Raw genomic sequence first — 22,207 nt, forward strand, 5'->3', positions numbered from 1 at the left:
GGCGAAGGCTGAACGGACCAATCACAAAAAACGTTGCTACCAGGGTGTTCGAATAATGAATCCACAAGAACTGAAGTCCATCCTCTCTGCCGGCCTGCTGTCTTTTCCGGTGACCGATTTCAACGCGCAGGGCGATTTCAACCGCGCAGGCTACATCAAACGTCTGGAATGGCTGGCCCCGTATGGCGCCTCGGCACTGTTCGCCGCCGGCGGCACCGGTGAGTTCTTCTCCCTGGCGGCCAGCGAATACTCGGAAATCATCAAGACTGCCGTCGACACCTGTGAAACCAGCGTGCCGATCCTCGCCGGTGTCGGTGGTTCGACCCGTCAGGCCATCGAATACGCTCAAGAAGCCGAGCGTCTGGGCGCCAAAGGCCTGTTGCTGCTGCCGCACTACCTGACCGAAGCGAGCCAGGACGGTGTTGCTGCTCACGTTGAAGCCGTGTGTAAATCGGTCAACATCGGCGTGGTCGTCTACAACCGCAACGTTTGCCGCTTGACCGCGCCGCTGCTGGAACGTCTGGCCGAGCGCTGCCCGAACCTGATCGGTTACAAGGACGGTCTGGGCGATATCGAGTTGATGGTGTCGATCCGTCGCCGCCTCGGTGATCGCTTCAGCTACCTGGGTGGTCTGCCGACCGCCGAAGTTTACGCAGCTGCCTACAAGGCGCTGGGCGTGCCGGTTTACTCCTCGGCGGTGTTCAACTTCATTCCGAAAACCGCGATGGACTTCTACCACGCGATCGCCCGTGAAGATCACGCCACCGTCGGCAAGATCATCGACGACTTCTTCCTGCCGTACCTGGACATCCGCAACCGCAAGGCCGGTTACGCCGTGAGCATCGTCAAGGCAGGCGCAAAAATCGCCGGCTATGACGCAGGCCCGGTGCGGGCACCGCTGACCGATCTGACTGGCGAAGAGTACGAAATGCTCGCCGCGCTGATCGACAAGCAAGGTGCGCAGTAACACCCGACAAAAACGCGGCCGCTGAGTAATCAGCGGCTTTTTGCGTAAAGGCTTTTAGTTTTGAGGGCTGCCCCTGTGACAAATGCAAAACGCTACGACAACTACATCAACGGCGAATGGGTTGCCGGTGCCGACTATTCGGCCAACATCAACCCGTCGGAACTGAGCGACACCATCGGCGATTACGCCAAGGCTGACCTGACTCAGGTTCACGCCGCCATCGACGCTGCCCGCGCCGCGTTCCCGGCCTATTCGACTTCGGGTATTCAGGCCCGTCACGACTCGCTGGATAAAGTCGGAACTGAGATTCTGGCTCGTCGCGAAGAACTCGGCACCCTGCTGGCCCGGGAAGAGGGCAAGACCCTGCCCGAAGCCATCGGCGAAGTGACCCGCGCCGGCAATATCTTCAAATTCTTCGCCGGTGAATGCCTGCGCCTGTCCGGTGACTACGTGCCGTCGGTGCGTCCGGGCGTCAATGTTGAAGTGACTCGCGAAGCACTGGGCGTGGTTGGTCTGATCACTCCGTGGAACTTCCCGATCGCCATTCCTGCATGGAAAATCGCCCCGGCGTTGGCCTACGGCAACTGCGTGGTGTTGAAACCGGCCGATCTGGTACCGGGTTGTGCGTGGGCACTGGCGGAAATCATCTCTCGCGCAGGCTTCCCGGCCGGCGTGTTCAACCTGGTGATGGGCAGCGGTCGCGTAGTTGGCGATGCGCTGGTGCAGAGCCCGAAAGTCGACGGCATCAGCTTCACCGGTTCGGTGGGCGTGGGTCGTCAGATCGCGGTCAACTGCGTGTCGCGCCAGGCCAAGGTTCAGCTGGAAATGGGCGGCAAGAACCCGCAGATCATTCTCGACGACGCCGACCTCAAGCAAGCGGTCGAGTTGTCGGTGCAGAGCGCGTTCTACTCCACCGGTCAGCGTTGCACCGCGTCGAGCCGTTTGATCGTCACCGCCGGGATTCACGACAAGTTCGTTGAAGCCATGGCCGAGCGCATGAAGTCGATCAAGGTCGGCCACGCACTGAAATCCGGCACCGATATCGGTCCAGTGGTTTCGCAAGCGCAGCTGGAACAAGACATGAAGTACATCGACATCGGCCAGTCCGAAGGTGCGCGTCTGGTCAGCGGCGGTGGCTTGGTGACTTGCGATACCGAAGGCTACTTCCTCGCGCCAACGCTGTTTGCCGACAGTGAAGCGTCGATGCGCATCAGCCGCGAAGAGATCTTTGGCCCGGTGGCCAACATCGTTCGCGTAGCTGACTACGACGCGGCGCTGGCGATGGCCAACGACACCGAGTTCGGTCTGTCGGCGGGTATTGCAACCACCTCGTTGAAGTACGCCAACCACTTCAAGCGCCATTCGCAAGCCGGGATGGTCATGGTCAACCTGCCGACCGCTGGCGTCGATTACCACGTTCCGTTCGGTGGCCGTAAAGGTTCATCCTATGGATCACGTGAGCAAGGCCGCTATGCGCAAGAGTTCTACACGGTCGTGAAGACCAGTTACATCGGCTCCTGATACACGCAATACCCCTGTAGGAGCTGCCGAAGGCTGCGATCTTTCAAGATCAAAAGATCGCAGCCTTCGGCAGCTCCTACAGGGAATACCAAAGAAGATTCACCCGCGCATAAAAATAATCAGTGGGAGTACATCTACATGCAATCGTCCAAGCCGACTCACGTCCGCTATTTGATCCTGCTCATGCTGTTTCTGGTGACCACGATCAACTACGCCGACCGCGCCACGATCGCCATCGCCGGCTCCAGCCTGCAAAAAGATCTGGGCATCGACGCAGTCACCCTCGGCTACATCTTCTCTGCATTCGGTTGGGCCTACGTGGCCGGGCAAATCCCCGGTGGCTGGCTGCTCGATCGCTTCGGCTCGAAAAAAGTCTATGCCCTGAGCATTTTCACCTGGTCGCTGTTCACCGTGCTGCAAGGCTTTGTCGGTGAGTTCGGCATGTCCACGGCCATCGTTGCGCTGTTCATGCTGCGCTTTTTGGTCGGTCTGGCTGAAGCGCCATCGTTCCCCGGCAACGCGCGCATCGTCGCCGCTTGGTTCCCGACCGCTGAACGCGGCACCGCTTCGGCGATCTTCAACTCGGCGCAATACTTTGCCACCGTGTTGTTCGCACCGCTGATGGGCTGGATCGTTTACTCCTTCGGCTGGGAACACGTGTTTATCGTCATGGGCGTGTTCGGCATCGTCTTCTCTGGCATCTGGCTGAAGGTTATCCACAGCCCGCGTCAACACCCGATGGCCAACGAAGCCGAAGTGCAGTTCATTGCCGACAACGGCGGCATGGTCGACATGGACGTCAAGCAAGGCAAAAAGGCTGATGGCCCGAAATGGGATTACATCCGCCAGTTGCTGACCAACCGCATGATGCTTGGCGTGTATCTGGGCCAGTACTGCATCAACGGCATCACCTATTTCTTCCTGACCTGGTTCCCGGTGTACCTGGTGCAAGAGCGTGGCATGACCATTCTCAAGGCCGGTTTTATCGCCTCGTTGCCGGCAATCTGCGGCTTCATCGGCGGCGTGCTCGGCGGGGTGATTTCCGATTACCTGCTGCGCAAAGGCCACTCGCTGACCTTCGCCCGTAAAGCACCGATCATTGCCGGTCTGCTGGTATCCAGCAGTATCGTTGCCTGCAACTATGTCGATGTTGAATGGATGGTCGTCGGCTTCATGGCCTTGGCGTTCTTCGGCAAAGGCGTTGGCGCACTCGGCTGGGCGGTGGTTTCCGACACCTCGCCAAAACAGATCGCCGGTCTGAGCGGTGGCCTGTTCAACACCTTCGGCAACATCGCTTCGATTACCACGCCGATCGTGATTGGCTACATCATCAGCTCCACCGGTTCGTTCAAATGGGCGCTGGTGTTCGTCGGTGCCAACGCACTGGTCGCGGTGTTCAGCTATCTGGTCATCGTCGGCCCGATCAAACGTGTGGTACTCAAAGAGCCGCCAACCAATGGCGGTACTGAAGCCACCGGTAAATTGTCTCAAGCGCATTCCTGAGGAGCGGCGTCATGCAGTTGATTGAACATTCCGACTCGCCGCGCCACATCCGCCTGCACGAGCGGGACAATGTGGTGGTAGTGGTCAACGACCAGGGCGCACCGGCCGGCACTGAATTTGCCGATGGCCTGGTGACGCTGGAATTTGTGCCGCAGAGCCACAAGGTCACCCTTGAAGACATTCCCGAGGGCGGCAAGGTGATTCGCTACGGTCAGGTGATTGGCTACGCGTTGCAGCCGATTCGCCGTGGCAGTTGGGTCAAGGAAGATCAACTGCGCATGCCGACCGCGCCGCCGCTGGACAGCTTGCCGCTGTCCACCGAGGTGCCGGACGCGCAGGCACCGCTGGAAGGTTTCACCTTCGAGGGTTATCGCAACGCCGACGGTACCGTCGGCACGCGCAATATTCTCGGTATCACTACGACCGTGCAGTGCGTCACCGGCGTGCTCGATCACGCGGTGAAACGCATCAAGGACGAGCTGCTGCCGAAGTACCCGCACGTCGATGACGTGGTGGCGCTGACTCACAGTTACGGCTGCGGCGTGGCGATTACCGCCACCGACGCTTACATCCCGATCCGCACCGTGCGCAATCTGGCGCGCAACCCGAACCTCGGTGGCGAGGCGTTGGTGATCAGTCTGGGCTGCGAGAAATTGCAGGCCGGGCAGGTCATGCACGAGGACGATGCTTCGGTGGATCTCAGCGATCCGTGGCTGTATCGCTTGCAGGATTCCAGTCACGGCTTCACCGAGATGATCGAGCAGATCATGGAATTGGCTGAAGTCCGTTTGAAGAAACTCGACCAACGCCGCCGCGAAACCGTGCCGGCGTCCGAACTGATCCTCGGCATGCAGTGTGGCGGCAGCGATGCGTTCTCCGGGATCACCGCCAACCCGGCGCTGGGCTATGCTTCGGACTTGTTGTTGCGCGCGGGGGCGACGGTGATGTTTTCCGAAGTCACCGAAGTGCGCGATGCGATTTACCTGCTGACTTCACGTGCCGAAAGCAAAACCGTTGCCGAGGAACTGGTGCGTGAGATGGACTGGTACGACCGTTACCTGGCCAAGGGCGAGGCAGATCGCAGCGCCAATACCACGCCGGGCAACAAGAAGGGCGGGTTGTCGAACATTGTCGAGAAGTCGCTGGGTTCGATCGTCAAATCCGGCAGCAGCGCGATCAACGGCGTGCTCGGCCCGGGCGAGCGGTTCAAGCAGAAGGGTTTGATTTTCTGTGCGACGCCGGCAAGTGATTTTGTTTGCGGGACGTTGCAACTGGCGGCGGGGATGAACCTGCATGTGTTCACTACCGGGCGTGGCACGCCGTATGGTTTGGCGATGGCGCCGGTGGTGAAGGTCTCGACGCGGACGGAGTTGGCGCAGCGTTGGCCGGATCTGATTGATATCGATGCCGGGCGGATTGCGACCGGGCGCGCGACGATCGAGGAATTGGGTTGGGAGTTGTTCCACTATTACCTGGATGTGGCGAGCGGCAAGCAGCAGACCTGGGCGGAGAAGCACAAGCTGCATAACGACATTACGTTGTTCAACCCGGCGCCGATTACTTGATGCGTGATCGGCTTGGCCCTCACCCCAGCCCTCTCCCAGAGGGAGAGGGGGCCGACCGAGTTGTCTGGCGCTATACATCGACCTGAAATACCGAGTTGATCATGGCCTGCTAAAGGCAGTTCTGGATTCAGCGATGTCATTTCAGGTCGGTGGATTTTTAGAATATCCCCCGATCGGTCCCCTCTCCCTCGGGGAGAGGGTTAGGGTGAGGGGCTGATCGAGTTGTCTGGCGCTATACATCGACTTGAAATACCGAGTTGATTATGGATTCAGCGATGTCATTTCAGGTCGATGGATTTCTGCAATATCCCCCGATCGGTCCCCTCTCCCTCCGGGAGAGGGCTAGGGTGAGGGGCTTTTGCTTTATCATTGGCCCCTAACGACGCTCACCCAAGGCTCCCCGGCATGCTGGCAATCTTCCTCGAAACCCTGAACATCACCGCGCCGGTGTTTGCCATGCTGTTTCTCGGTGTGCTGCTCAAGCGCATCGACTGGATCAACGACAACTTCATCCACACCGCCTCGTCGCTGGTGTTCAACGTCACCATGCCGGCGCTGCTGTTCCTCGGCATTCTGCATGCCGACCTGCACGCCGCGTTGCAACCGTCCCTGCTGATCTACTTCTCCCTCGCTACGCTGGTGAGCTTTGCCCTGGCCTGGGGTTGGGCGATTTTCCGTTGCCCGCGTGAAGATCGCGGCATCTACACCCAGGGCGCATTTCGCGGCAATAACGGCGTCATCGGGCTGGCGCTGGCGGCGAGCATGTACGGCGATTACGGGATTTCCCTCGGGGCGATTCTCGCGGCGCTGGTGATCCTGTTTTACAACACGCTGTCGACCATCGTGCTGGCGGTGTACAGCCCGGTGATCAAGTCCGATCCGTGGAGCATCTGCAAAAGCGTGTTCAGCAATCCGCTGATCATCAGCGTGATTGCGGCGGCGCCGTTTGCCTATTTCAAGATCGGTTTGCCGGGCTGGCTGGAGACTTCCGGGCAGTATCTGGCGCAGACCACCTTGCCGCTGGCGCTGATCTGCATCGGCGGCACGCTGTCACTGGCGGCGCTGCGCAAGAGCGGCAATATGGCGCTCAGTTCCAGTCTGGTGAAGATGGTCGGCTTGCCGGTGCTGGCGACGCTCGGCGCGTGGTTGTGGGGATTTCGTGGGGCGGAGTTGGGGATACTGTTTCTGTATTTCGGCAGCCCGACGGCGGCGGCGAGTTTTGTCATGGCCCGCGCGGCGCAGGGCAATCATGAGCTGGCGGCGGCGATTATCGTGATGACCACGTTGATGGCGGCGATTACCACCAACGTCGGGATCTTCGTTTTGCAGTGGGGTGGGTGGATCTGATTTTGATGTTGTGGTGTTGCTCAGGGCCTCTTCGCGAGCAGGCTCGCTCCCACATGTGAAATGCAATCCAATGTGGGAGCGAGCCTGCTCGCGAAGGCGTCAGTTCAATCACTCAGGTTTCTGGTAGGTATCGATCACTTCCTGCGCCGCCCGAAACGCATCGATCGCCGCCGGCACGCCGGCATACACCGCGCAATGCAGCAGCGCCTCACGAATCTCATCCACGGTGCAGCCATTGTTCAGCGCACCGCGCACATGGCCCTTCAGCTCTTGCGGGCACTTCAGTGCTGTCAGCGCGGCGAGGGTGATCAGGCTGCGGGTTTTCAGCGGCAGACCTTCGCGATTCCACACGCCGCCCCAGGCATGTTCATTGACGAAGTCCTGCAACGGTTGAGTAAACTCGGTGGCGTTGCCCAGCGCGCGATCAACAAACGCATCGCCCATTACCTGGCGGCGGACTTCAACCCCGGACTTCTTCGATTCGGTCATGGCATATCCCTCTTGTGGTGTTGGCGGCGCCAGGCGCGTACGGACGTGAACAGCAGAAACGTCAACAGCGTCGGCAAGACATAAAACAGCATCAGCCGCTCAAGCTTGCCGGCCAGTGGCATGCCGGTGGTGAACGACACCACGTGCAGTCCGTACGCCAGATACAAACCGAGCAACAGCAGACCTTCGGCGCGGGTCACGCGGTAGCCGGAATAGAACACCGGCAGGCACAGCGCGGCGACGCCGAGCATCACCGGCAGGTCGAAATCCAGTGCGTTCGGCGACACCGACAGCGGCGTCGGTGCGATCAATGCGGTCAGGCCGAGTACCCCGAGCAGATTGAACAGGTTGGCACCGATCACGTTACCGACGGCAATATCCCGTTGCCCGCGCAGTGCGGCGATCAGCGAGGTCGCTAGTTCCGGCAGGGAGGTGCCGACAGCGACAACGGTCAGGCCAATGACGCGCTCGGAAAATCCAAGATCAGTTGCCACCACCACGGCAGCCCCGAGCAGAAGATGGCCGGCGAATACCAGCATCGCCAAACCGACGATGATCATCAGCGAACTGCCGATCCACGACGCTTGGGTTGTTTCAACTCGATCCGTGTGCGGCCGCGCCGAATGCCGTGACTGACGCAACAACAAGCCGAGATACAACGCCAACGCGCCCAACAACAGGAGGCCGTCAAAGCGCCCGATCTCTTCGTTCCAAGCTAGGACGAACACCAGCAGACTGGCGCCGATCATCAGCGGAATATCCAGCCGCACCAGTTGCCGCGAGACACGCAAAGGAATAATCAGCGCTGACAAGCCGAGGGTGACGAGAATGTTGAAGATGCTGCTGCCGACCACGCTGCCGACGGCAATGTCCGGGTTGTGCGCCAGTGCCGCTTGCAAACTGACGGCCATTTGCGGCGCGCTGCTGCCGAGGGCGACGATGGTCAGGCCGATGATCAGTGGCCGCACATGCAGGCGCGCTGCCAGACGCACCGCTGCGCGCACCATCAGCTCTGCGCCGAAGATCAGCAGGCACAGGCCGGCGAGCAGTTCGATCACGCTGATCAGGGGTAAGTCGGCTAATCCGAAAATGGTCAGCGCTCCATCAGTCGTCGAGGGCCTGCACGCGAACCCGTGCGGTGCCGCTGCGCAGCATGCCGAGTTGTTCGGCGGCCTCGCGGGACACGTCGATCAGGCGTCCACGGGTATGCGGGCCACGGTCGTTGATACGGACCACGACGGATTCATCGTTTTTCAGGTTGGTGACCTTCACCCGTGTGCCGAAGGGTAGCTGGCGGTGGGCGGCGGTCAGGGAATTCTGGTTGAACGGCTCGCCACTGGCGGTGCGTTTACCGTGGTGCTTGGCACCGTAATAAGAGGCGACGCCGGTCTGGTCGTAACCGTGCGGGTCGATGGTGTCGGTGCTGGCGCAACCGGCCAGTAAAGAGAGCAGGGCAAAAAGGCTGAGCAGACGCTTCATTCAAGGTTTCCCGAAAACAAATGTAGGAGTGAGCCTGCTCGCGATAGCGCAATGTCAGACACCGGAAAAGTGACTGTCAAATCGCTATCGCGAGCAGGCTCACTCCTACAGGGGATGGAGCCAGGCTGTTTGTCTGGCTCCATTTTCATCAGCCTTCGAGCTTGCTTTTCAGCAGTTCGTTCACTTGCTGCGGGTTGGCTTTGCCTTTCGACGCTTTCATCGCCTGACCCACAAAGAAGCCGAACATCTTGCCGCGCTTGGCTTCATCAGCCGCACGGTATTGTTCAACTTGCTCGGCGTTGGCCGCGAGCATTTCGTCCAGCACCGCCGAGATCGCGCCGCTGTCGGTAACCTGCTTCAGGCCACGTTTTTCGATGATCTCGTCTGCGCTGCCTTCACCGTTGGCCATCGCTTCGAACACAACCTTGGCAATCTTGCCGGAGATGGTGTTGTCCTTGATGCGCAGCAGCATGCCGCCCAGCAGCTCGGCAGAAACCGGCGACTCATCGATGTCCAGGCCTTGCTTGTTGAGCAGGCTGCCCAACTCGACCATCACCCAGTTCGCCGCCAGTTTGGCGTCGCCGCCGATGCTCGCGACTTTCTCGAAGTAATCGGCTTGTTCGCGGCTGGTGGCCAGCACGCTGGCGTCATAGACCGACAGGCCGAATTGCGCCTGGAAGCGCTCGCGCTTTTGCGGTGGCAGTTCCGGCAGGGTGGCGCGCACCTCGCCGAGGAACGACTCTTCGATGACCACCGGCAGCAGGTCCGGATCGGGGAAGTAACGGTAGTCGTTGGCTTCTTCTTTCGAACGCATCGGACGGGTTTCGTCCTTGTTCGGATCGTATAGACGGGTCTGCTGGATCACTTTGCCGCCGTCTTCGATCAGCTCGATCTGACGCTGGATCTCGGAGTTGATCGCCTTCTCGATGAAACGGAACGAGTTGACGTTCTTGATCTCGCAGCGCGTGCCGAATTCGACCTGACCTTTCGGACGGATCGACACGTTGCAGTCGCAACGCAGCGAGCCTTCGGCCATGTTGCCGTCGCAGATGCCCAGATAACGTACCAGCGCGTGGATCGCCTTGACGTAAGCCACGGCTTCCTTGGCGCTGCGCATGTCCGGTTCGGAAACGATTTCCAGCAGCGGCGTGCCGGCACGGTTCAGGTCGATGCCGGTGGCACCGTTGAATTCTTCGTGCAGGCTCTTGCCGGCGTCTTCTTCCAGGTGCGCGCGGGTGATGCCGACACGTTTGACGGTGCCGTCTTCCAGGGCGATATCCAGGTGGCCTTTGCCAACAATCGGCAATTCCATCTGGCTGATCTGGTAGCCCTTCGGCAGATCCGGGTAGAAGTAGTTTTTACGCGCGAACACGTTGTGCTGACCGATCTCGGCATCAATCGCCAGACCGAACATCACCGCCATACGCACCGCTTCCTGGTTCAGCACCGGCAGAACGCCGGGCATGCCCAGGTCGATCAGGCTGGCCTGGGTGTTCGGCTCGGAACCGAACGTGGTGGAACTACCGGAAAAGATTTTCGACCGGGTAGTGAGCTGAGTGTGAATCTCCAGCCCGATCACGACTTCCCATTGCATGTGTGTCTCCTCAGAAGCCGGTTGGGGTGCGGGTGTGCCAGTCAGTGTTGAGCTGATACTGGTGGGCAACGTTCAACAGGCGACCTTCCTGGAAATACGGGGCCAGCAACTGCACGCCCACCGGCAGACCGTCGACAAAACCGGCCGGCATCGACAGGCCCGGCAGGCCCGCGAGGTTGGCGGTGATGGTGTAGACGTCTTCCAGATAGGCAGCGACCGGGTCGCTGTTCTTGGCGCCGAGCTTCCAGGCCGGGTTCGGCGTGGTCGGGCCGAGGATGATGTCGACTTCATTAAAGGCTGCCATGAAGTCGTTCTTCACCAGACGACGGATCTTCTGCGCTTTCAGGTAGTAGGCGTCGTAGTAACCGGCGGACAGCGCGTAGGCACCGACCATGATCCGGCGCTGGACTTCCGGGCCGAAGCCTTCGCCACGGGAGCGCTTGTACAGGTCGATCAGGTCTTTCGGTTGCTCGCAGCGATGGCCGAAACGCACGCCGTCGAAACGCGACAGGTTCGACGAGGCCTCTGCTGGCGCGATCACGTAGTACGCAGGAATCGCGTGCTGCATGTTCGGCAGGCTGATTTCCTTGATCACGGCACCGAGCTTCTGCAGCTCTTTGATGCTGTTCTGGATCAGCTCGGCGATGCGCGGGTCGAGACCGGCGCTGAAGTATTCCTTCGGCACGCCGATGCGCAGGCCTTGCAGCGAGTCGCCGAGGCTTGCGGAGTAATCCGGAACCGGCTCATCGATGCTGGTCGAATCGTTCTGATCGAAGCCGGCCATACCTTGCAACAAAATTGCGCAGTCTTCGGCCGTGCGCGCCAACGGACCGCCCTGATCGAGGCTGGAGGCGTAAGCGATCATGCCCCAGCGCGAAACACGACCGTAGGTCGGTTTCAGGCCGGTGAGGTTGGTGAACGCTGCTGGCTGACGGATCGAACCGCCGGTGTCGGTGGCGGTTGCCGCTGGCAACAGACGCGCGGCAACTGCCGCCGCCGAACCACCGGACGAACCGCCCGGCACGTGTTCCAGGTTCCACGGGTTTTTCACCGCGCCGTACCAGCTCGACTCGTTGGCCGAACCCATGGCGAATTCGTCCATGTTGGTCTTGCCCAGGGTCACGGCACCGGCAGCGGCCAGTTTCGCGACCACGGTGGCGTCGTACGGGGCTTTGAAGTTGTCGAGCATCTTCGAGCCGCAGCTGGTGCGAATGCCCTGGGTGCAGAACAGATCTTTGTGAGCGATCGGCGCGCCGAGCAGGGCGCCGCTCTCACCGTTGGCGCGGCGTGCATCGGCAGCTTTCGCCTGCTCGAGGGCCAGCTCTTCGGTGAGGCTGATGAAACTGTTGAGCTGCGGATCGAGCTGGGTAATGCGCGCCAGCAGGACTTTGGTCAGCTCTTCGGAGGAAAACTTTTTATCGGCGAGACCGCGGGCGATCTCGGCCAGAGTCATTTGATGCATTGCAGGCTCTTTCCCTTTAGTCGATGACTTTCGGAACCAGATACAGGCCGTTTTCGACCGCTGGTGCGATGGACTGGTAGGCCTCGCGGTGATTGGTTTCAGTCACAACGTCGGCGCGCAGGCGCTGACTGGCTTCCAGCGGGTGGGCCAGAGGCTCGATTCCGTCGGTATTAACAGCCTGCATTTCGTCGACCAGACCGAGAATGCTGTTGAGAGCGGAAGTAATGTGTGGAAGATCGGCATCATTAAGGCCAAGGCAGGCCAGATGAGCGATTTTTTCCACGTCGGAGCGTTCTAGCGCCATCGGGATTCTCCTGTGGAAAACAGAACGGACGGCGTCCGTGTGTTAGATTGTCGGAACACTACCGCACTTCTACGGTCATAAGGCCGCGATTGTGGGGCTTGGTGCACAGAAAAGCGGCCAATTTAACATATTGGCGCCTTGCCCAAAATCCCTGTCGTTGTTAGAGTTTGCCGCACTTTTTTACCCACGCGTTGCCTAGGGTCCCTTTCCCATGTTCAAGAAACTGCGTGGCATGTTTTCCAGCGATCTTTCCATTGACCTGGGCACTGCCAACACCCTTATTTACGTGCGCGAGCGCGGTATCGTCCTGAATGAGCCATCGGTTGTGGCCATTCGGACACACGGTAACCAGAAAAGTGTCGTTGCTGTCGGCACCGAGGCCAAGCGCATGCTCGGCCGTACGCCGGGCAACATTGCTGCCATTCGTCCGATGAAGGACGGCGTGATCGCCGACTTCAGCGTCTGCGAAAAGATGCTGCAATACTTTATTAACAAGGTTCACGAAAACAGCTTTCTGCAGCCTAGCCCTCGTGTGCTGATCTGCGTTCCATGCAAATCCACTCAGGTTGAGCGTCGTGCCATCCGTGAATCGGCCCTCGGTGCCGGTGCCCGTGAAGTGTTCCTGATCGAAGAGCCAATGGCTGCTGCGATCGGTGCCGGCCTGCCGGTCGAAGAAGCACGCGGTTCGATGGTCGTGGATATCGGTGGTGGTACTACCGAAATCGCGCTGATCTCCCTGAACGGTGTGGTCTATGCCGAATCCGTCCGCGTTGGCGGCGACCGCTTCGACGAAGCGATCATCACCTACGTGCGCCGTAACTACGGCAGCCTGATCGGTGAATCCACCGCTGAGCGCATCAAACAGGAAATCGGCACGGCCTACCCGGGCGGCGAAGTTCGCGAAGTCGACGTTCGCGGTCGCAACCTGGCCGAAGGCGTTCCACGCGCATTCACCCTGAACTCCAACGAAGTACTGGAAGCTCTGCAAGAGTCTCTGGCGACCATCGTTCAGGCCGTGAAAAGCGCTCTGGAGCAATCGCCGCCGGAACTGGCTTCCGACATCGCCGAGCGTGGCCTGGTGCTGACCGGTGGTGGCGCGTTGCTGCGTGACCTCGACAAGTTGCTGGCCCAGGAAACCGGTCTGCCAGTCATCGTTGCCGAAGATCCGCTGACCTGTGTTGCTCGCGGCGGTGGCCGTGCATTGGAAATGATGGATAAGCACACCATGGATCTGCTTTCGAGCGAATAAGTCGCCGATTGCAATACGTGGGTGAGCGCGCAGGCAGCACTTTGCAGTGCTGCCTGTTGGCGTTTATCTTCTGTCAGTCTTCATCCAGGCCGGTTTGATGCCGTATGAATAAACAGAACATTTGCCTGGGAGGAGCGGCTTATTAAACCGCTTTTCGCCAAAGGCCCTTCGTTGGGTGTGCGCCTGTTGGTGCTGGCCGTGCTGTCGGTCGCGCTGATGGTGGTCGATGCCCGCTTCGACCTGCTCAAGCCTGCGCGCAAACAAGCGTCGCTGGTGTTGATGGACGCCTACTGGATCACTGACCTGCCCGGACGGCTGTGGGAAGGGATTGCCAGTCAGTTCGGCAGTCGCACCGAACTGGTCGCCGAAAACGAAAAACTCAAGACCGAAAATCTGCTGTATCAGGGCCGCATGCAAAAGCTTGCTGCACTGACCGAGCAGAACGTTCGGCTGCGCGAGTTGCTCAACTCCTCTGCGCTGGTCAATGAAAAGGTCGAAGTGGCCGAGTTGATCGGCATGGACCCCAACCCCTTCACCCATCGCATCATCATCAATAAAGGTGAGCGCGATGGCGTGGTGCTGGGTCAACCGGTGCTCGATGCGCGCGGCTTGATGGGCCAGGTGGTCGAGTTGATGCCGTACACCTCGCGTGTACTTCTGCTGACCGACACCACGCACAGCATTCCTGTGCAGGTGAACCGCAACGGCTTGCGTGCGATTGCCAGCGGCACCGGTAACCCGGAACGTCTGGAATTGCGTCACGTCGCTGACACCGCCGATATCAAGGAAGGCGATCTGCTGGTCAGCTCCGGTCTCGGCCAGCGTTTCCCGGCCGGTTACCCGGTGGCCACGGTGAAGGAAGTCATTCACGATTCCGGTCAGCCGTTCGCGATCGTCCGCGCCGTGCCGACGGCCGCACTCAATCGCAGTCGATACCTGCTGCTGGTGTTCAGCGACAATCGTACCGCCGAAGAGCGCGCCAACGATGTCGCGCAAGCCCAGGAAAATCTTGATGCCTTTGGCGGCGGCCCGATTGTTCCGGCCACTGTGCCGAAAACCGTGACACCGCCTGCAGCGGCTGCGACGACGCCAGCAACGCCTGCCGCACCGGCCGCTGCCGCCAGCACCACACCGGTCAAACCCGCAGCAAGCAAACCGCCAGCAGCGGCCAAACCACCGGCAGCGACGCCGGCGGCCAGCAAACCTCCAGCTGCCCAGCCCGCTGCACGACCTGCGGCAAAACCGCCCGTCAGTGCGCCGGCGACAACCGGGAGACAAGAATAATGGTCGGGGCTACCGCATCGCGAAACGGCTGGATTGTCTGGCTGACGTTTCTCATCGGCATGTTGCTCAGTGTCTCGCCGTTGCCGCAATTCATGGAAATCCTGCGTCCGCTGTGGCTGGCACTGCTCCTGACATTCTGGGCGCTGTACATGCCGCAAACGGTCGGCATGGTCACGGCGTTCTGTCTGGGCATGGCTGAAGACGTGCTCTACGGCACGCTGCTGGGGCAGAACGCGTTGATCCTGACGCTGATCACTTTCCTCGTGCTGTCATTGCAACAACGCCTGCGGATGTTTCCGATGTGGCAGCAATGCCTGGTGATTCTGGTGATTTTCGGCCTCGCGCAACTGGTGCAGTTGTGGCTCAGTGCCTTGACCGGTAACCGTCAACCCACCCTGGCGCTGGTTCTACCGGCACTGGTGAGCGCCTTGCTCTGGCCTTGGGTCAGCTTTGCCCTACGCGGATTGCGCCGACGCTACAAAATCAATTGAGCCGGTGAAGCTGGGCACTGAACAGGGAGATGTTTTGATGAAGCCGCTTTACCTCGCCTCCGGATCGCCGCGCCGCCGTGAATTGCTCACGCAGATCGGCGTTGCGTTCTCCGCCATCAGTGCGGATATCAACGAAACTCCATTGCCCGAAGAATCGCCGTCGGCCTACGTCGAGCGTCTGGCGCGCGGCAAGGCCGAGGCCGGGCGGCGCACAATCGTGTCCGCTCAGCCATTCTGCGTGCTGGGTGCCGACACCGCCGTGGTGCTTGACGGCAAAATTCTTGGCAAACCGGTGGACGAAGCCGATGCATGCGCCATGCTGATGATGTTGTCTGGCAAGGAGCATGAAGTGCTGACCGCCATCGCTGTGCTGGAAGACGAGCGCTGTGAGTCGCGGGTGGTGCGCAGTCTGGTGCGGTTCCGGCCTATCAGCGGGGATGAAGCCGCCGCCTATTGGGCCAGTGGCGAGCCGCGGGACAAGGCCGGCGGTTATGGCATTCAGGGGCTCGGCGCGGTGTTTGTCGCGGGGCTCAACGGCAGTTACTCGGCAGTGGTCGGGTTGCCGGTTTGCGAAACCGCAGAACTGTTAGGCCATTTCGGCATACCCTGTTGGCAAAACCTGAACGCGCAATAAGCGTCGTACGAATCCAGATGCGGCCATTATCGTGAACACGCCTGAACGAGATCCTGCCATGAGTGAAGAGATTCTGATCAACATCACGCCGATGGAGTCGCGCGTGGCGGTGGTCGAAAACGGTGTGCTGCAAGAAGTCCACGTTGAGCGCACGCAAAAACGCGGGATCGTCGGCAACATCTATAAGGGCAAGATTGTTCGGGTACTGCCGGGCATGCAGGCGGCGTTCGTCGACATCGGCCTGGATCGCGCGGCATTCATTCATGCGGCGGAAATCTCTCTGCGTGAAGGCCCGGCGGTGGAAAGCATCAGCGCGCTGGTGCATGAAGGCCAGAGCCTGGTGGTGCAGGTCACCAAAGACCCGATCGGCTCGAAAGGCGCGCGGTTGACTACGCAGCTGTCGATCCCGTCGCGCTATCTGGTGTATATGCCACGCACCGCCCACGTCGGCATCTCGCTGAAAATCGAAGACGAAGCCGAACGCGAACGCCTCAAACAGGTGGTCAGCGATTGCGTGGCCAAAGAAGGCATCAAGGAGGCCGGCGGTTTCATTCTGCGCACCGCCGCCGAAGGCGCTGGCGCCGATGAAATCCTCATGGACATCCGCTACCTGCGCCGCCTGTGGGATCAGATCAACGAGCAGATCAAAACCATAGGCGCGCCGAGCGTGATTTACGAAGACCTCGGTCTGGCGTTGCGTACGCTGCGTGATCTGGTCAACCCGAAGATCGAGAAGATCCGTATTGATTCCCGGGAAACCTTCCAGAAAACCACGCAGTTCGTCGCCGAACTGATGCCGGAGATCGCCGATCGTCTGGAGCATTACCCGGGTGAACGGCCGATTTTTGATCTGTACGGCGTCGAAGACGAAATCCAGAAAGCCCTCGAACGCAAGGTGCCGCTGAAATCCGGTGGCTATCTGGTGGTCGATCCGGCGGAAGCCATGACCACCATCGATGTGAATACTGGCGCGTTCGTCGGCCATCGCAACCTCGAAGAAACCATCTTCAAGACCAATCTCGAAGCGGCCACCGCGATTGCCCGGCAGATGCGCCTGCGCAATCTGGGCGGGATCATCATCATCGACTTCATCGACATGGAAGATGAAGAACACCAGCGCCAAGTGCTGCGCACCCTGGAAAAACAGCTGGAGCGTGATCACGCCAAGACCAACATCATCGGCATTACCGAGTTGGGTCTGGTGCAGATGACCCGCAAGCGCACCCGTGAAAGTCTCGAACAAGTGCTGTGCGAACCGTGCAGCAGTTGCCAGGGCCGCGGCAAACTGAAAACCGCGGAAACCATCTGTTACGAGATCTTCCGCGAGATTCTCCGTGAAGCGCGAGCCTATCAGGCCGAGGGTTACCGGGTGCTGGCGAACCAGAAAGTCGTCGACCGCTTGCTCGACGAAGAATCCGGTAACGTTGCCGAGCTTGAAGGGTTTATCGGGCGCACCATACGCTTCCAGGTGGAAACCATGTATTCCCAGGAACAATATGACGTGGTGCTGCTCTGATCCCCTGCGTCACGTTAATTCCACCGCGGCTGGCCTCAGCTTTTCGCAGTATTTTTGCCATGGGAGCCAACTGACATGGAGCGTCTGACACGCATTCTGGCCGCACTCACCCGTTGGGGGCTGGGCCTGTGCGCGTTGGTTCTGGTGTTGATGGCGTTGTACGTCAGTCTCGGCCGTGAGCTGACCCCGTTGGTGGCCGAGTATCGCGCCGACATCGAAGACAAGGCCAGCGCCGCCCTTGGTATGCCGTTGCAGATCGGCGAACTGGAAGGCAACTGGAGCGGTTTTGCGCCGATCCTGCTGGCCCATGATGTGATGGTCGGGGCTGGTGCCAATGCGTTGCGTCTGGACCGCGTGCGAGCGGTGCCGGATCTCTGGGCCAGTCTGTTGGCGCGCGAAGTGCGCATTGCCCATCTCGAACTCAACGGCCTGAAAATCAGCCTCAAGGAGGCCGAAGACGGCACTTGGGCGCTGGAAGGTCTGCCGGTGCAGAACGATCAGCCGCTCGATCCGCAGCAACTGTTCAAGCGCTCGCAGATGATTCAACAACTGTCGGTGCTCGACAGTCAGGTGACCTTGCAGCCGCAGGATCACGCGCCGCTGACGCTCACCTATGTCGGCCTCAATCTGAAAACCGGCGCCAGCCGTCAGCGCCTCGATGCGCGTTTGACCTTGCCCGATGGCCAGCCTGTCGCGTTGAGTCTGCGCACGCGAATTCGCCCGGAGCAATGGCAGGACAGTGTGGTGGAGGGGTATGCCAGCCTGCCGCAAAGCGACTGGTCGAAGTGGCTGCCGGAGCGTCTGACCCAACAATGGAATTTTTCCGAGATCAAGGCCGGCGGCGAACTCTGGGTCAATTGGGCCAAGGGCACGCTGCAAAGTGCGGCGCTCCGTTTGAACGCGCCGCAACTGACCGGCGCTTACGCCGATCGCAAGCCGATCCAGATCAATAATCTGGCGCTAAACGCCTACTACGAGAACAGTGCGGAGGGCGCGACCGTTACCCTCGATTCGCTGGCGATGAGTTTTGGTGAAAACCGTTGGGAGTCGCATGTACAGCTGAAGCAGATGCGCGCGACCGACAAGGTCGAAGAACTCTGGCACTTGCAGGCGGATCGTCTCGATCTGACCCCGATCACTCCACTACTGAACGCCTTGGGGCCGCTGCCGCAAGGATTCGCCACGGCCGTTGATCATTTGAAAGTCACCGGTGGTCTGCGCAATGTGTTGCTGGATTTCCGCCCCAATGCCACCGATGGCAACAAATTCAGCTTCGCCACCAACCTGGATAACGTCGGTTTCGACGCCTATCACGGCGCGCCGGCAGCTCGAAACGTCAGCGGCAGCCTCAGTGGCAACCTCGACGGTGGCGAGTTGCGCATGGACAGCAAGGATTTTGTCCTGCACCTCGATCCGATTTTCGCCAAGCCATGGCAGTACCTCCAGGCCAACGCGCGGCTGACCTGGAAGCTCGATAAAGACGGCTTTACCCTGATCGCTCCATACCTGAAGGTGCTCGGCGAGGAGGGCAAGATTGCCGGCGATTTCCTGATTCGCCTGCATTTCGATCATAGCCAGGAAGACTACATGGACCTGCGGGTCGGTCTGGTCGATGGCGATGGTCGCTATACGGCCAAATACCTGCCCGAAGTGTTGAGCCCGGCGCTCGACGAGTGGCTGCGTACGGCGATTCTCAAAGGCGCGGTCGATCAGGGTTTCTTCCAGTATCAGGGCTCGCTGAGCAAGAACGCCGGGGAGGCCGATCGCAGCATCAGTCTGTTCTTTAAGGTGCACGACGCTGAACTGGCCTTCCAGCCAGGCTGGCCGCACGTGAGCAAGGTCAGTGGCGACGTGTTCATCGAAGACAGTGGCGTGCGGATCTGGGCTGACAAGGGCCAGTTGCTCGACACTCAGGTCAGCGATGTCTTCGTCAATATTCCCCACGTACCGGCCGGGCAACACACGCACATGTATCTCGATGGCGGCTTTGCCGGCGGCCTCGGTGATGGCCTGAAAATTCTGCAGGACGCACCGATCGGCACCGGTGAAACCTTCGCCGGTTGGGAAGGCGCGGGCGATCTGCAAGGCAAGCTCAAGCTCGATATCCCGTTGGACAAGGGCGGCGACCAGCCGAAAATCCTCGTCGACTTCAAAACCGCCAATGCGCGCCTCAAGCTGGCCGAGCCGAAACTTGAGCTGACCCAGCTCAAGGGTGATTTCCGCTTTGACAGCGCCAAAGGTCTCAGCGGGCAGAACATCGCCGCGCGTGCCTTCGATAAACCGGTCACTGCGCAGATTTTCGCCGACGGCAGCCCTGGCAAACTCAGGACTCGGGTGGCGGCATCCGGGCAGGTCGAGGTCAAGAAACTCACAGACTGGCTGGGCGTGACACAACCACTGCCGGTCTCCGGGACCATTCCGTATCAACTGCAATTGAATCTGGACGGCGCCGACAGCCAGTTGCTGGTCAGCTCCAGCATGAAAGGCGTTGCGGTGGACTTGCCCGCGCCGTTCGGCATGGCGGCGGATGTCGGGCGCGATACCGTGTTCCGCATGACCTTGCAGGGGCAGGAGCGGCGTTACTGGGTCAATTACGACCAACTGGCCAACTTCACTTTTGCCGCGCCGCCGAGCAATTTTGCCGAGGGCCGTGGCGAGCTGTTCCTCGGTGCCGGCGAAGCCGTGCTGCCGGGCGCCAAGGGTTTGCGGATTCGCGGGGTGCTCTCGGAGCTGGACGTCGCACCGTGGCAGGACCTGGTGAACAAATACGCTGGGCAGGATCCGGGCGGCAGCGCCAAGCAATTGCTCAACAGTGCTGATTTCAAGGTCGGCAAGCTCACCGCGTTCGGCACCACGCTGGATCAGGCGTCGGTTCAGGTCAATCGCAAGCCGGGCGCGTGGAATCTGGCGCTCGACAGCCAGCAGGCCAAAGGTTCGGCAAGCCTGCCAGACGCCAAGGGCGTGCCGATTGCGGTCAATCTGCAATACGTGAAACTGCCAGCGCCGGACCCGACGGTGCAGGCTGACGAGAATTCGCCAGATCCGTTGGTGTCGGTCGATCCGACGAAAATTCCCGCGCTGGATATCACCATCAATCAACTGTTCCTCGGCCCGGATCTGGTCGGCGGCTGGTCGCTGAAGGTGCGCCCGACTGCCAAAGGCATCGCCCTGAACAACCTCGACATGGGCCTCAAAGGCATCCTGTTGCAGGGTAATGGCGGTTGGGAAGGCACGCCGGGTGCGACCAACAGCTGGTTCAAGGGCCGGATTGGCGGCAAGAATCTCGCTGATGTCCTCAAGGGCTGGGGATTTGCCCCGAGCGTGACCAGCGAAGAATTCCACATGGACGTCGATGGCCGTTGGCCGGGCTCGCCGGCATGGCTGGCGACCAAGCGCTTCTCCGGCACCCTCGATGCGTCGCTGAACAAAGGCCAGTTTGTCGAAGTGGAGGGCGGCGCCCAGGCGTTGCGAGTCTTCGGTCTGCTCAACTTCAACTCTATCGGCCGCCGTTTGCGTCTGGACTTCTCCGATCTGTTCGGCAAAGGCTTGAGCTACGACCGGGTCAAAGGCTTGCTGGTGGCAAACAATGGTGTGTATGTCACCCGTGAGCCGATTCGCCTGACCGGCCCTTCGAGCAACCTTGAGCTGGACGGCACTCTGGATCTGGTCGGCGACAAGGTCGACGCCAAATTGTTGGTGACCTTGCCGGTGACCAACAACCTGCCGATCGCAGCGTTGATCGTCGGCGCACCAGCGGTTGGCGGCGCACTGTTCCTGATCGACAAGCTCATCGGTGATCGTGTGGCGCGCTTTGCCAGTGTGAAATACACCGTCAAAGGTCCATGGAAAGAGCCGAAAATCACCTTCGACAAACCTTTTTGAACAGCCAGCCCCTGAACCGATGGAGTAGCATGGCCGCATACCTCTTGCGGAGTTCGCCATGTCTTTAGCGGTGATTCAAATGGTCAGCCAGAGCGACGTGCTGGCCAATCTGGCTCAGGCCCGACGCCTGCTCGAACAGGCTGCTGCCGGCGGCGCGAAGCTGGCGGTGCTGCCGGAAAACTTCGCCGCCATGGGCCGTCGTGACGTTGCTGACATCGGCCGTGCCGAGGCGCTCGGCGAAGGACCGATCCTGCCGTGGTTGAAACAGACTGCCCGCGACCTCAAGTTATGGATAGTGGCCGGCACTTTGCCGTTGCCGCCGGTCAATCAACCGACGGCCAAAGCCAATGCCTGCTCGCTGCTGGTCAATGAGCATGGCGAAATCGTTGCACGCTATGACAAGTTGCATCTGTTTGATGTCGATGTGGCGGACAATCGCGGCCGTTATCGCGAATCCGATGACTATGCTTATGGCAGTGGCGTGGTGGTTGCCGAAACGCCGGTGGGCAAGCTCGGTCTGACCGTGTGTTATGACCTGCGCTTTCCCGAGCTGTACAGCGAATTGCGTGCCGCCGGTGCCGAGTTGATCACCGCACCGTCAGCCTTTACTGCGGTGACCGGCGCAGCGCATTGGGATGTGCTGATTCGCGCGCGGGCCATCGAGACACAATGTTATGTGCTGGCCGCCGCGCAGGGCGGGACCCATCCGGGACCGCGCGAAACCTTCGGCCATGCGGCGATTATCGACCCGTGGGGCCGCGTGCTGACGAGTCAGGATCAAGGCGAAGCGGTGTTGTTGGCCGAACGCGACAGTATTGAACAAGCGTCCATCAGGGCGCGAATGCCGGTGACCAGTCATCGGCGGTTTTTCTCGCAGGGCGCCCAGCGGCCTGCTTCAGAACACGAATTTAAGGCGTAAA

At 60.2% G+C, this 22,207-nt stretch carries 18 protein-coding genes; 12 read left to right on the forward strand and 6 right to left on the reverse strand.

The features are described from left to right. Positions 1–55 precede the first annotated feature (55 nt). From kdgD to VY732_RS04235, 5 genes are all read left to right on the forward strand, one after another. Positions 56–967, forward strand: a complete 912-nt coding sequence (gene kdgD, locus VY732_RS04215; RefSeq protein ID WP_016984321.1) for a 5-dehydro-4-deoxyglucarate dehydratase — start codon at positions 56–58, stop codon at positions 965–967. 75 nt (positions 968–1,042) lie between these two features. Further along, entirely contained in the window at positions 1,043–2,488 is a 1,446-nt protein-coding gene (locus VY732_RS04220; RefSeq protein ID WP_034154458.1) for an aldehyde dehydrogenase family protein, read from the forward strand. Positions 2,489–2,626: 138 nt separating this feature from the next. Next, on the forward strand, positions 2,627–3,991 hold the full coding sequence (locus VY732_RS04225) for an MFS transporter (protein ID WP_123594943.1): 1,365 nt from the start codon (positions 2,627–2,629) through the stop codon (positions 3,989–3,991). Positions 3,992–4,002: 11 nt separating this feature from the next. After that, positions 4,003–5,556 carry a galactarate dehydratase gene (gene garD, locus VY732_RS04230; protein ID WP_331694424.1) on the forward strand — a complete coding sequence of 518 codons (1,554 nt, stop codon included), beginning with the start codon at positions 4,003–4,005 and terminating at the stop codon, positions 5,554–5,556. A gap of 405 nt (positions 5,557–5,961) precedes the next feature. Continuing rightward, positions 5,962–6,903 carry an AEC family transporter gene (locus tag VY732_RS04235; RefSeq protein ID WP_116029462.1) on the forward strand — a complete coding sequence of 314 codons (942 nt, stop codon included), beginning with the start codon at positions 5,962–5,964 and terminating at the stop codon, positions 6,901–6,903. A gap of 108 nt (positions 6,904–7,011) precedes the next feature. Here the strand turns inward: VY732_RS04235 and VY732_RS04240 are convergent, their stop codons facing one another. The 6 genes from VY732_RS04240 to gatC all read right to left on the reverse strand — a co-directional run bounded on the left by VY732_RS04240 (position 7,012) and on the right by gatC (position 12,231). After that, a complete protein-coding gene (locus VY732_RS04240) occupies positions 7,012–7,392 on the reverse strand; it encodes a carboxymuconolactone decarboxylase family protein (RefSeq protein WP_016984177.1) in 381 nt (126 codons plus the stop codon). Then, positions 7,389–8,450, reverse strand: coding sequence for a calcium/sodium antiporter (locus VY732_RS04245; RefSeq protein WP_331694425.1), 1,062 nt, complete (start codon positions 8,448–8,450; stop codon positions 7,389–7,391). The genes VY732_RS04240 and VY732_RS04245 overlap by 4 nt, the downstream gene beginning before the upstream one ends. Before the next feature lie 46 nt (positions 8,451–8,496). Beyond that, on the reverse strand, positions 8,497–8,871 hold the full coding sequence (locus tag VY732_RS04250) for a septal ring lytic transglycosylase RlpA family protein (RefSeq protein ID WP_077571111.1): 375 nt from the start codon (positions 8,869–8,871) through the stop codon (positions 8,497–8,499). A gap of 148 nt (positions 8,872–9,019) precedes the next feature. Then, positions 9,020–10,465 carry an Asp-tRNA(Asn)/Glu-tRNA(Gln) amidotransferase subunit GatB gene (gene gatB, locus VY732_RS04255; RefSeq protein WP_331694427.1) on the reverse strand — a complete coding sequence of 482 codons (1,446 nt, stop codon included), beginning with the start codon at positions 10,463–10,465 and terminating at the stop codon, positions 9,020–9,022. A gap of 10 nt (positions 10,466–10,475) precedes the next feature. Next, positions 10,476–11,927 carry an Asp-tRNA(Asn)/Glu-tRNA(Gln) amidotransferase subunit GatA gene (gatA, locus tag VY732_RS04260; protein ID WP_025109475.1) on the reverse strand — a complete coding sequence of 484 codons (1,452 nt, stop codon included), beginning with the start codon at positions 11,925–11,927 and terminating at the stop codon, positions 10,476–10,478. Between the two features lie 16 nt (positions 11,928–11,943). After that, positions 11,944–12,231 carry an Asp-tRNA(Asn)/Glu-tRNA(Gln) amidotransferase subunit GatC gene (gene gatC, locus VY732_RS04265; RefSeq protein WP_007901429.1) on the reverse strand — a complete coding sequence of 96 codons (288 nt, stop codon included), beginning with the start codon at positions 12,229–12,231 and terminating at the stop codon, positions 11,944–11,946. A 211-nt stretch (positions 12,232–12,442) separates the two neighbouring features. Between gatC and mreB the strand changes: the two genes are divergently transcribed. From mreB to VY732_RS04300, 7 genes are all read left to right on the forward strand, one after another. Then, on the forward strand, positions 12,443–13,480 hold the full coding sequence (gene mreB, locus VY732_RS04270; protein WP_002555108.1) for a rod shape-determining protein MreB: 1,038 nt from the start codon (positions 12,443–12,445) through the stop codon (positions 13,478–13,480). A gap of 141 nt (positions 13,481–13,621) precedes the next feature. Then, the gene (gene mreC / locus VY732_RS04275; protein WP_116029467.1) at positions 13,622–14,764 is read left to right on the forward strand and encodes a rod shape-determining protein MreC; all 1,143 of its coding nucleotides are present in this window, start codon (positions 13,622–13,624) and stop codon (positions 14,762–14,764) included. Next, positions 14,764–15,255, forward strand: a complete 492-nt coding sequence (mreD, locus tag VY732_RS04280; RefSeq protein WP_331694696.1) for a rod shape-determining protein MreD — start codon at positions 14,764–14,766, stop codon at positions 15,253–15,255. Before mreC ends, mreD begins: the two co-directional genes overlap by 1 nt. 37 nt (positions 15,256–15,292) lie before the next feature. Beyond that, complete coding sequence (locus tag VY732_RS04285) at positions 15,293–15,889, forward strand: Maf family protein (RefSeq protein WP_331694697.1); 597 nt, start codon at positions 15,293–15,295, stop codon at positions 15,887–15,889. Positions 15,890–15,947: 58 nt separating this feature from the next. Then, entirely contained in the window at positions 15,948–17,405 is a 1,458-nt protein-coding gene (gene rng / locus VY732_RS04290; RefSeq protein ID WP_077571121.1) for a ribonuclease G, read from the forward strand. 75 nt (positions 17,406–17,480) lie between these two features. Then, the gene (locus tag VY732_RS04295) at positions 17,481–21,287 is read left to right on the forward strand and encodes a YhdP family protein (protein ID WP_331694698.1); all 3,807 of its coding nucleotides are present in this window, start codon (positions 17,481–17,483) and stop codon (positions 21,285–21,287) included. A 58-nt stretch (positions 21,288–21,345) separates the two neighbouring features. Further along, entirely contained in the window at positions 21,346–22,206 is an 861-nt protein-coding gene (locus tag VY732_RS04300; RefSeq protein WP_331694700.1) for a carbon-nitrogen hydrolase family protein, read from the forward strand. The last annotated feature ends 1 nt before the right edge of the window (position 22,207 follow it).

Source organism: Pseudomonas sp. ZY71 (assembly GCF_036542145.1).
GTDB classification, from domain to species: Bacteria; Pseudomonadota; Gammaproteobacteria; order Pseudomonadales; family Pseudomonadaceae; genus Aquipseudomonas; species Aquipseudomonas koreensis_A.

Excerpts from the sequence above, each read along its gene's own strand:
- VY732_RS04225 (WP_123594943.1), top strand. The coding sequence starts at position 2,627 with ATGCAATCGTCCAAGCCGACTCACGTCCGCTATTTGATCCTGCTCATG.
- gatC (WP_007901429.1), bottom strand. The coding sequence starts at position 12,231 with ATGGCGCTAGAACGCTCCGACGTGGAAAAAATCGCTCATCTGGCCTGC.
- gatB (WP_331694427.1), bottom strand. The coding sequence starts at position 10,465 with ATGCAATGGGAAGTCGTGATCGGGCTGGAGATTCACACTCAGCTCACT.
- VY732_RS04250 (WP_077571111.1), bottom strand. The coding sequence starts at position 8,871 with ATGAAGCGTCTGCTCAGCCTTTTTGCCCTGCTCTCTTTACTGGCCGGT.
- kdgD (WP_016984321.1), top strand. The coding sequence starts at position 56 with ATGAATCCACAAGAACTGAAGTCCATCCTCTCTGCCGGCCTGCTGTCT.
- VY732_RS04295 (WP_331694698.1), top strand. The coding sequence starts at position 17,481 with ATGGAGCGTCTGACACGCATTCTGGCCGCACTCACCCGTTGGGGGCTG.
- VY732_RS04240 (WP_016984177.1), bottom strand. The coding sequence starts at position 7,392 with ATGACCGAATCGAAGAAGTCCGGGGTTGAAGTCCGCCGCCAGGTAATG.
- gatA (WP_025109475.1), bottom strand. The coding sequence starts at position 11,927 with ATGCATCAAATGACTCTGGCCGAGATCGCCCGCGGTCTCGCCGATAAA.
- garD (WP_331694424.1), top strand. The coding sequence starts at position 4,003 with ATGCAGTTGATTGAACATTCCGACTCGCCGCGCCACATCCGCCTGCAC.
- VY732_RS04300 (WP_331694700.1), top strand. The coding sequence starts at position 21,346 with ATGTCTTTAGCGGTGATTCAAATGGTCAGCCAGAGCGACGTGCTGGCC.
- VY732_RS04285 (WP_331694697.1), top strand. The coding sequence starts at position 15,293 with ATGAAGCCGCTTTACCTCGCCTCCGGATCGCCGCGCCGCCGTGAATTG.
- VY732_RS04235 (WP_116029462.1), top strand. The coding sequence starts at position 5,962 with ATGCTGGCAATCTTCCTCGAAACCCTGAACATCACCGCGCCGGTGTTT.
- mreB (WP_002555108.1), top strand. The coding sequence starts at position 12,443 with ATGTTCAAGAAACTGCGTGGCATGTTTTCCAGCGATCTTTCCATTGAC.
- rng (WP_077571121.1), top strand. The coding sequence starts at position 15,948 with ATGAGTGAAGAGATTCTGATCAACATCACGCCGATGGAGTCGCGCGTG.
- mreD (WP_331694696.1), top strand. The coding sequence starts at position 14,764 with ATGGTCGGGGCTACCGCATCGCGAAACGGCTGGATTGTCTGGCTGACG.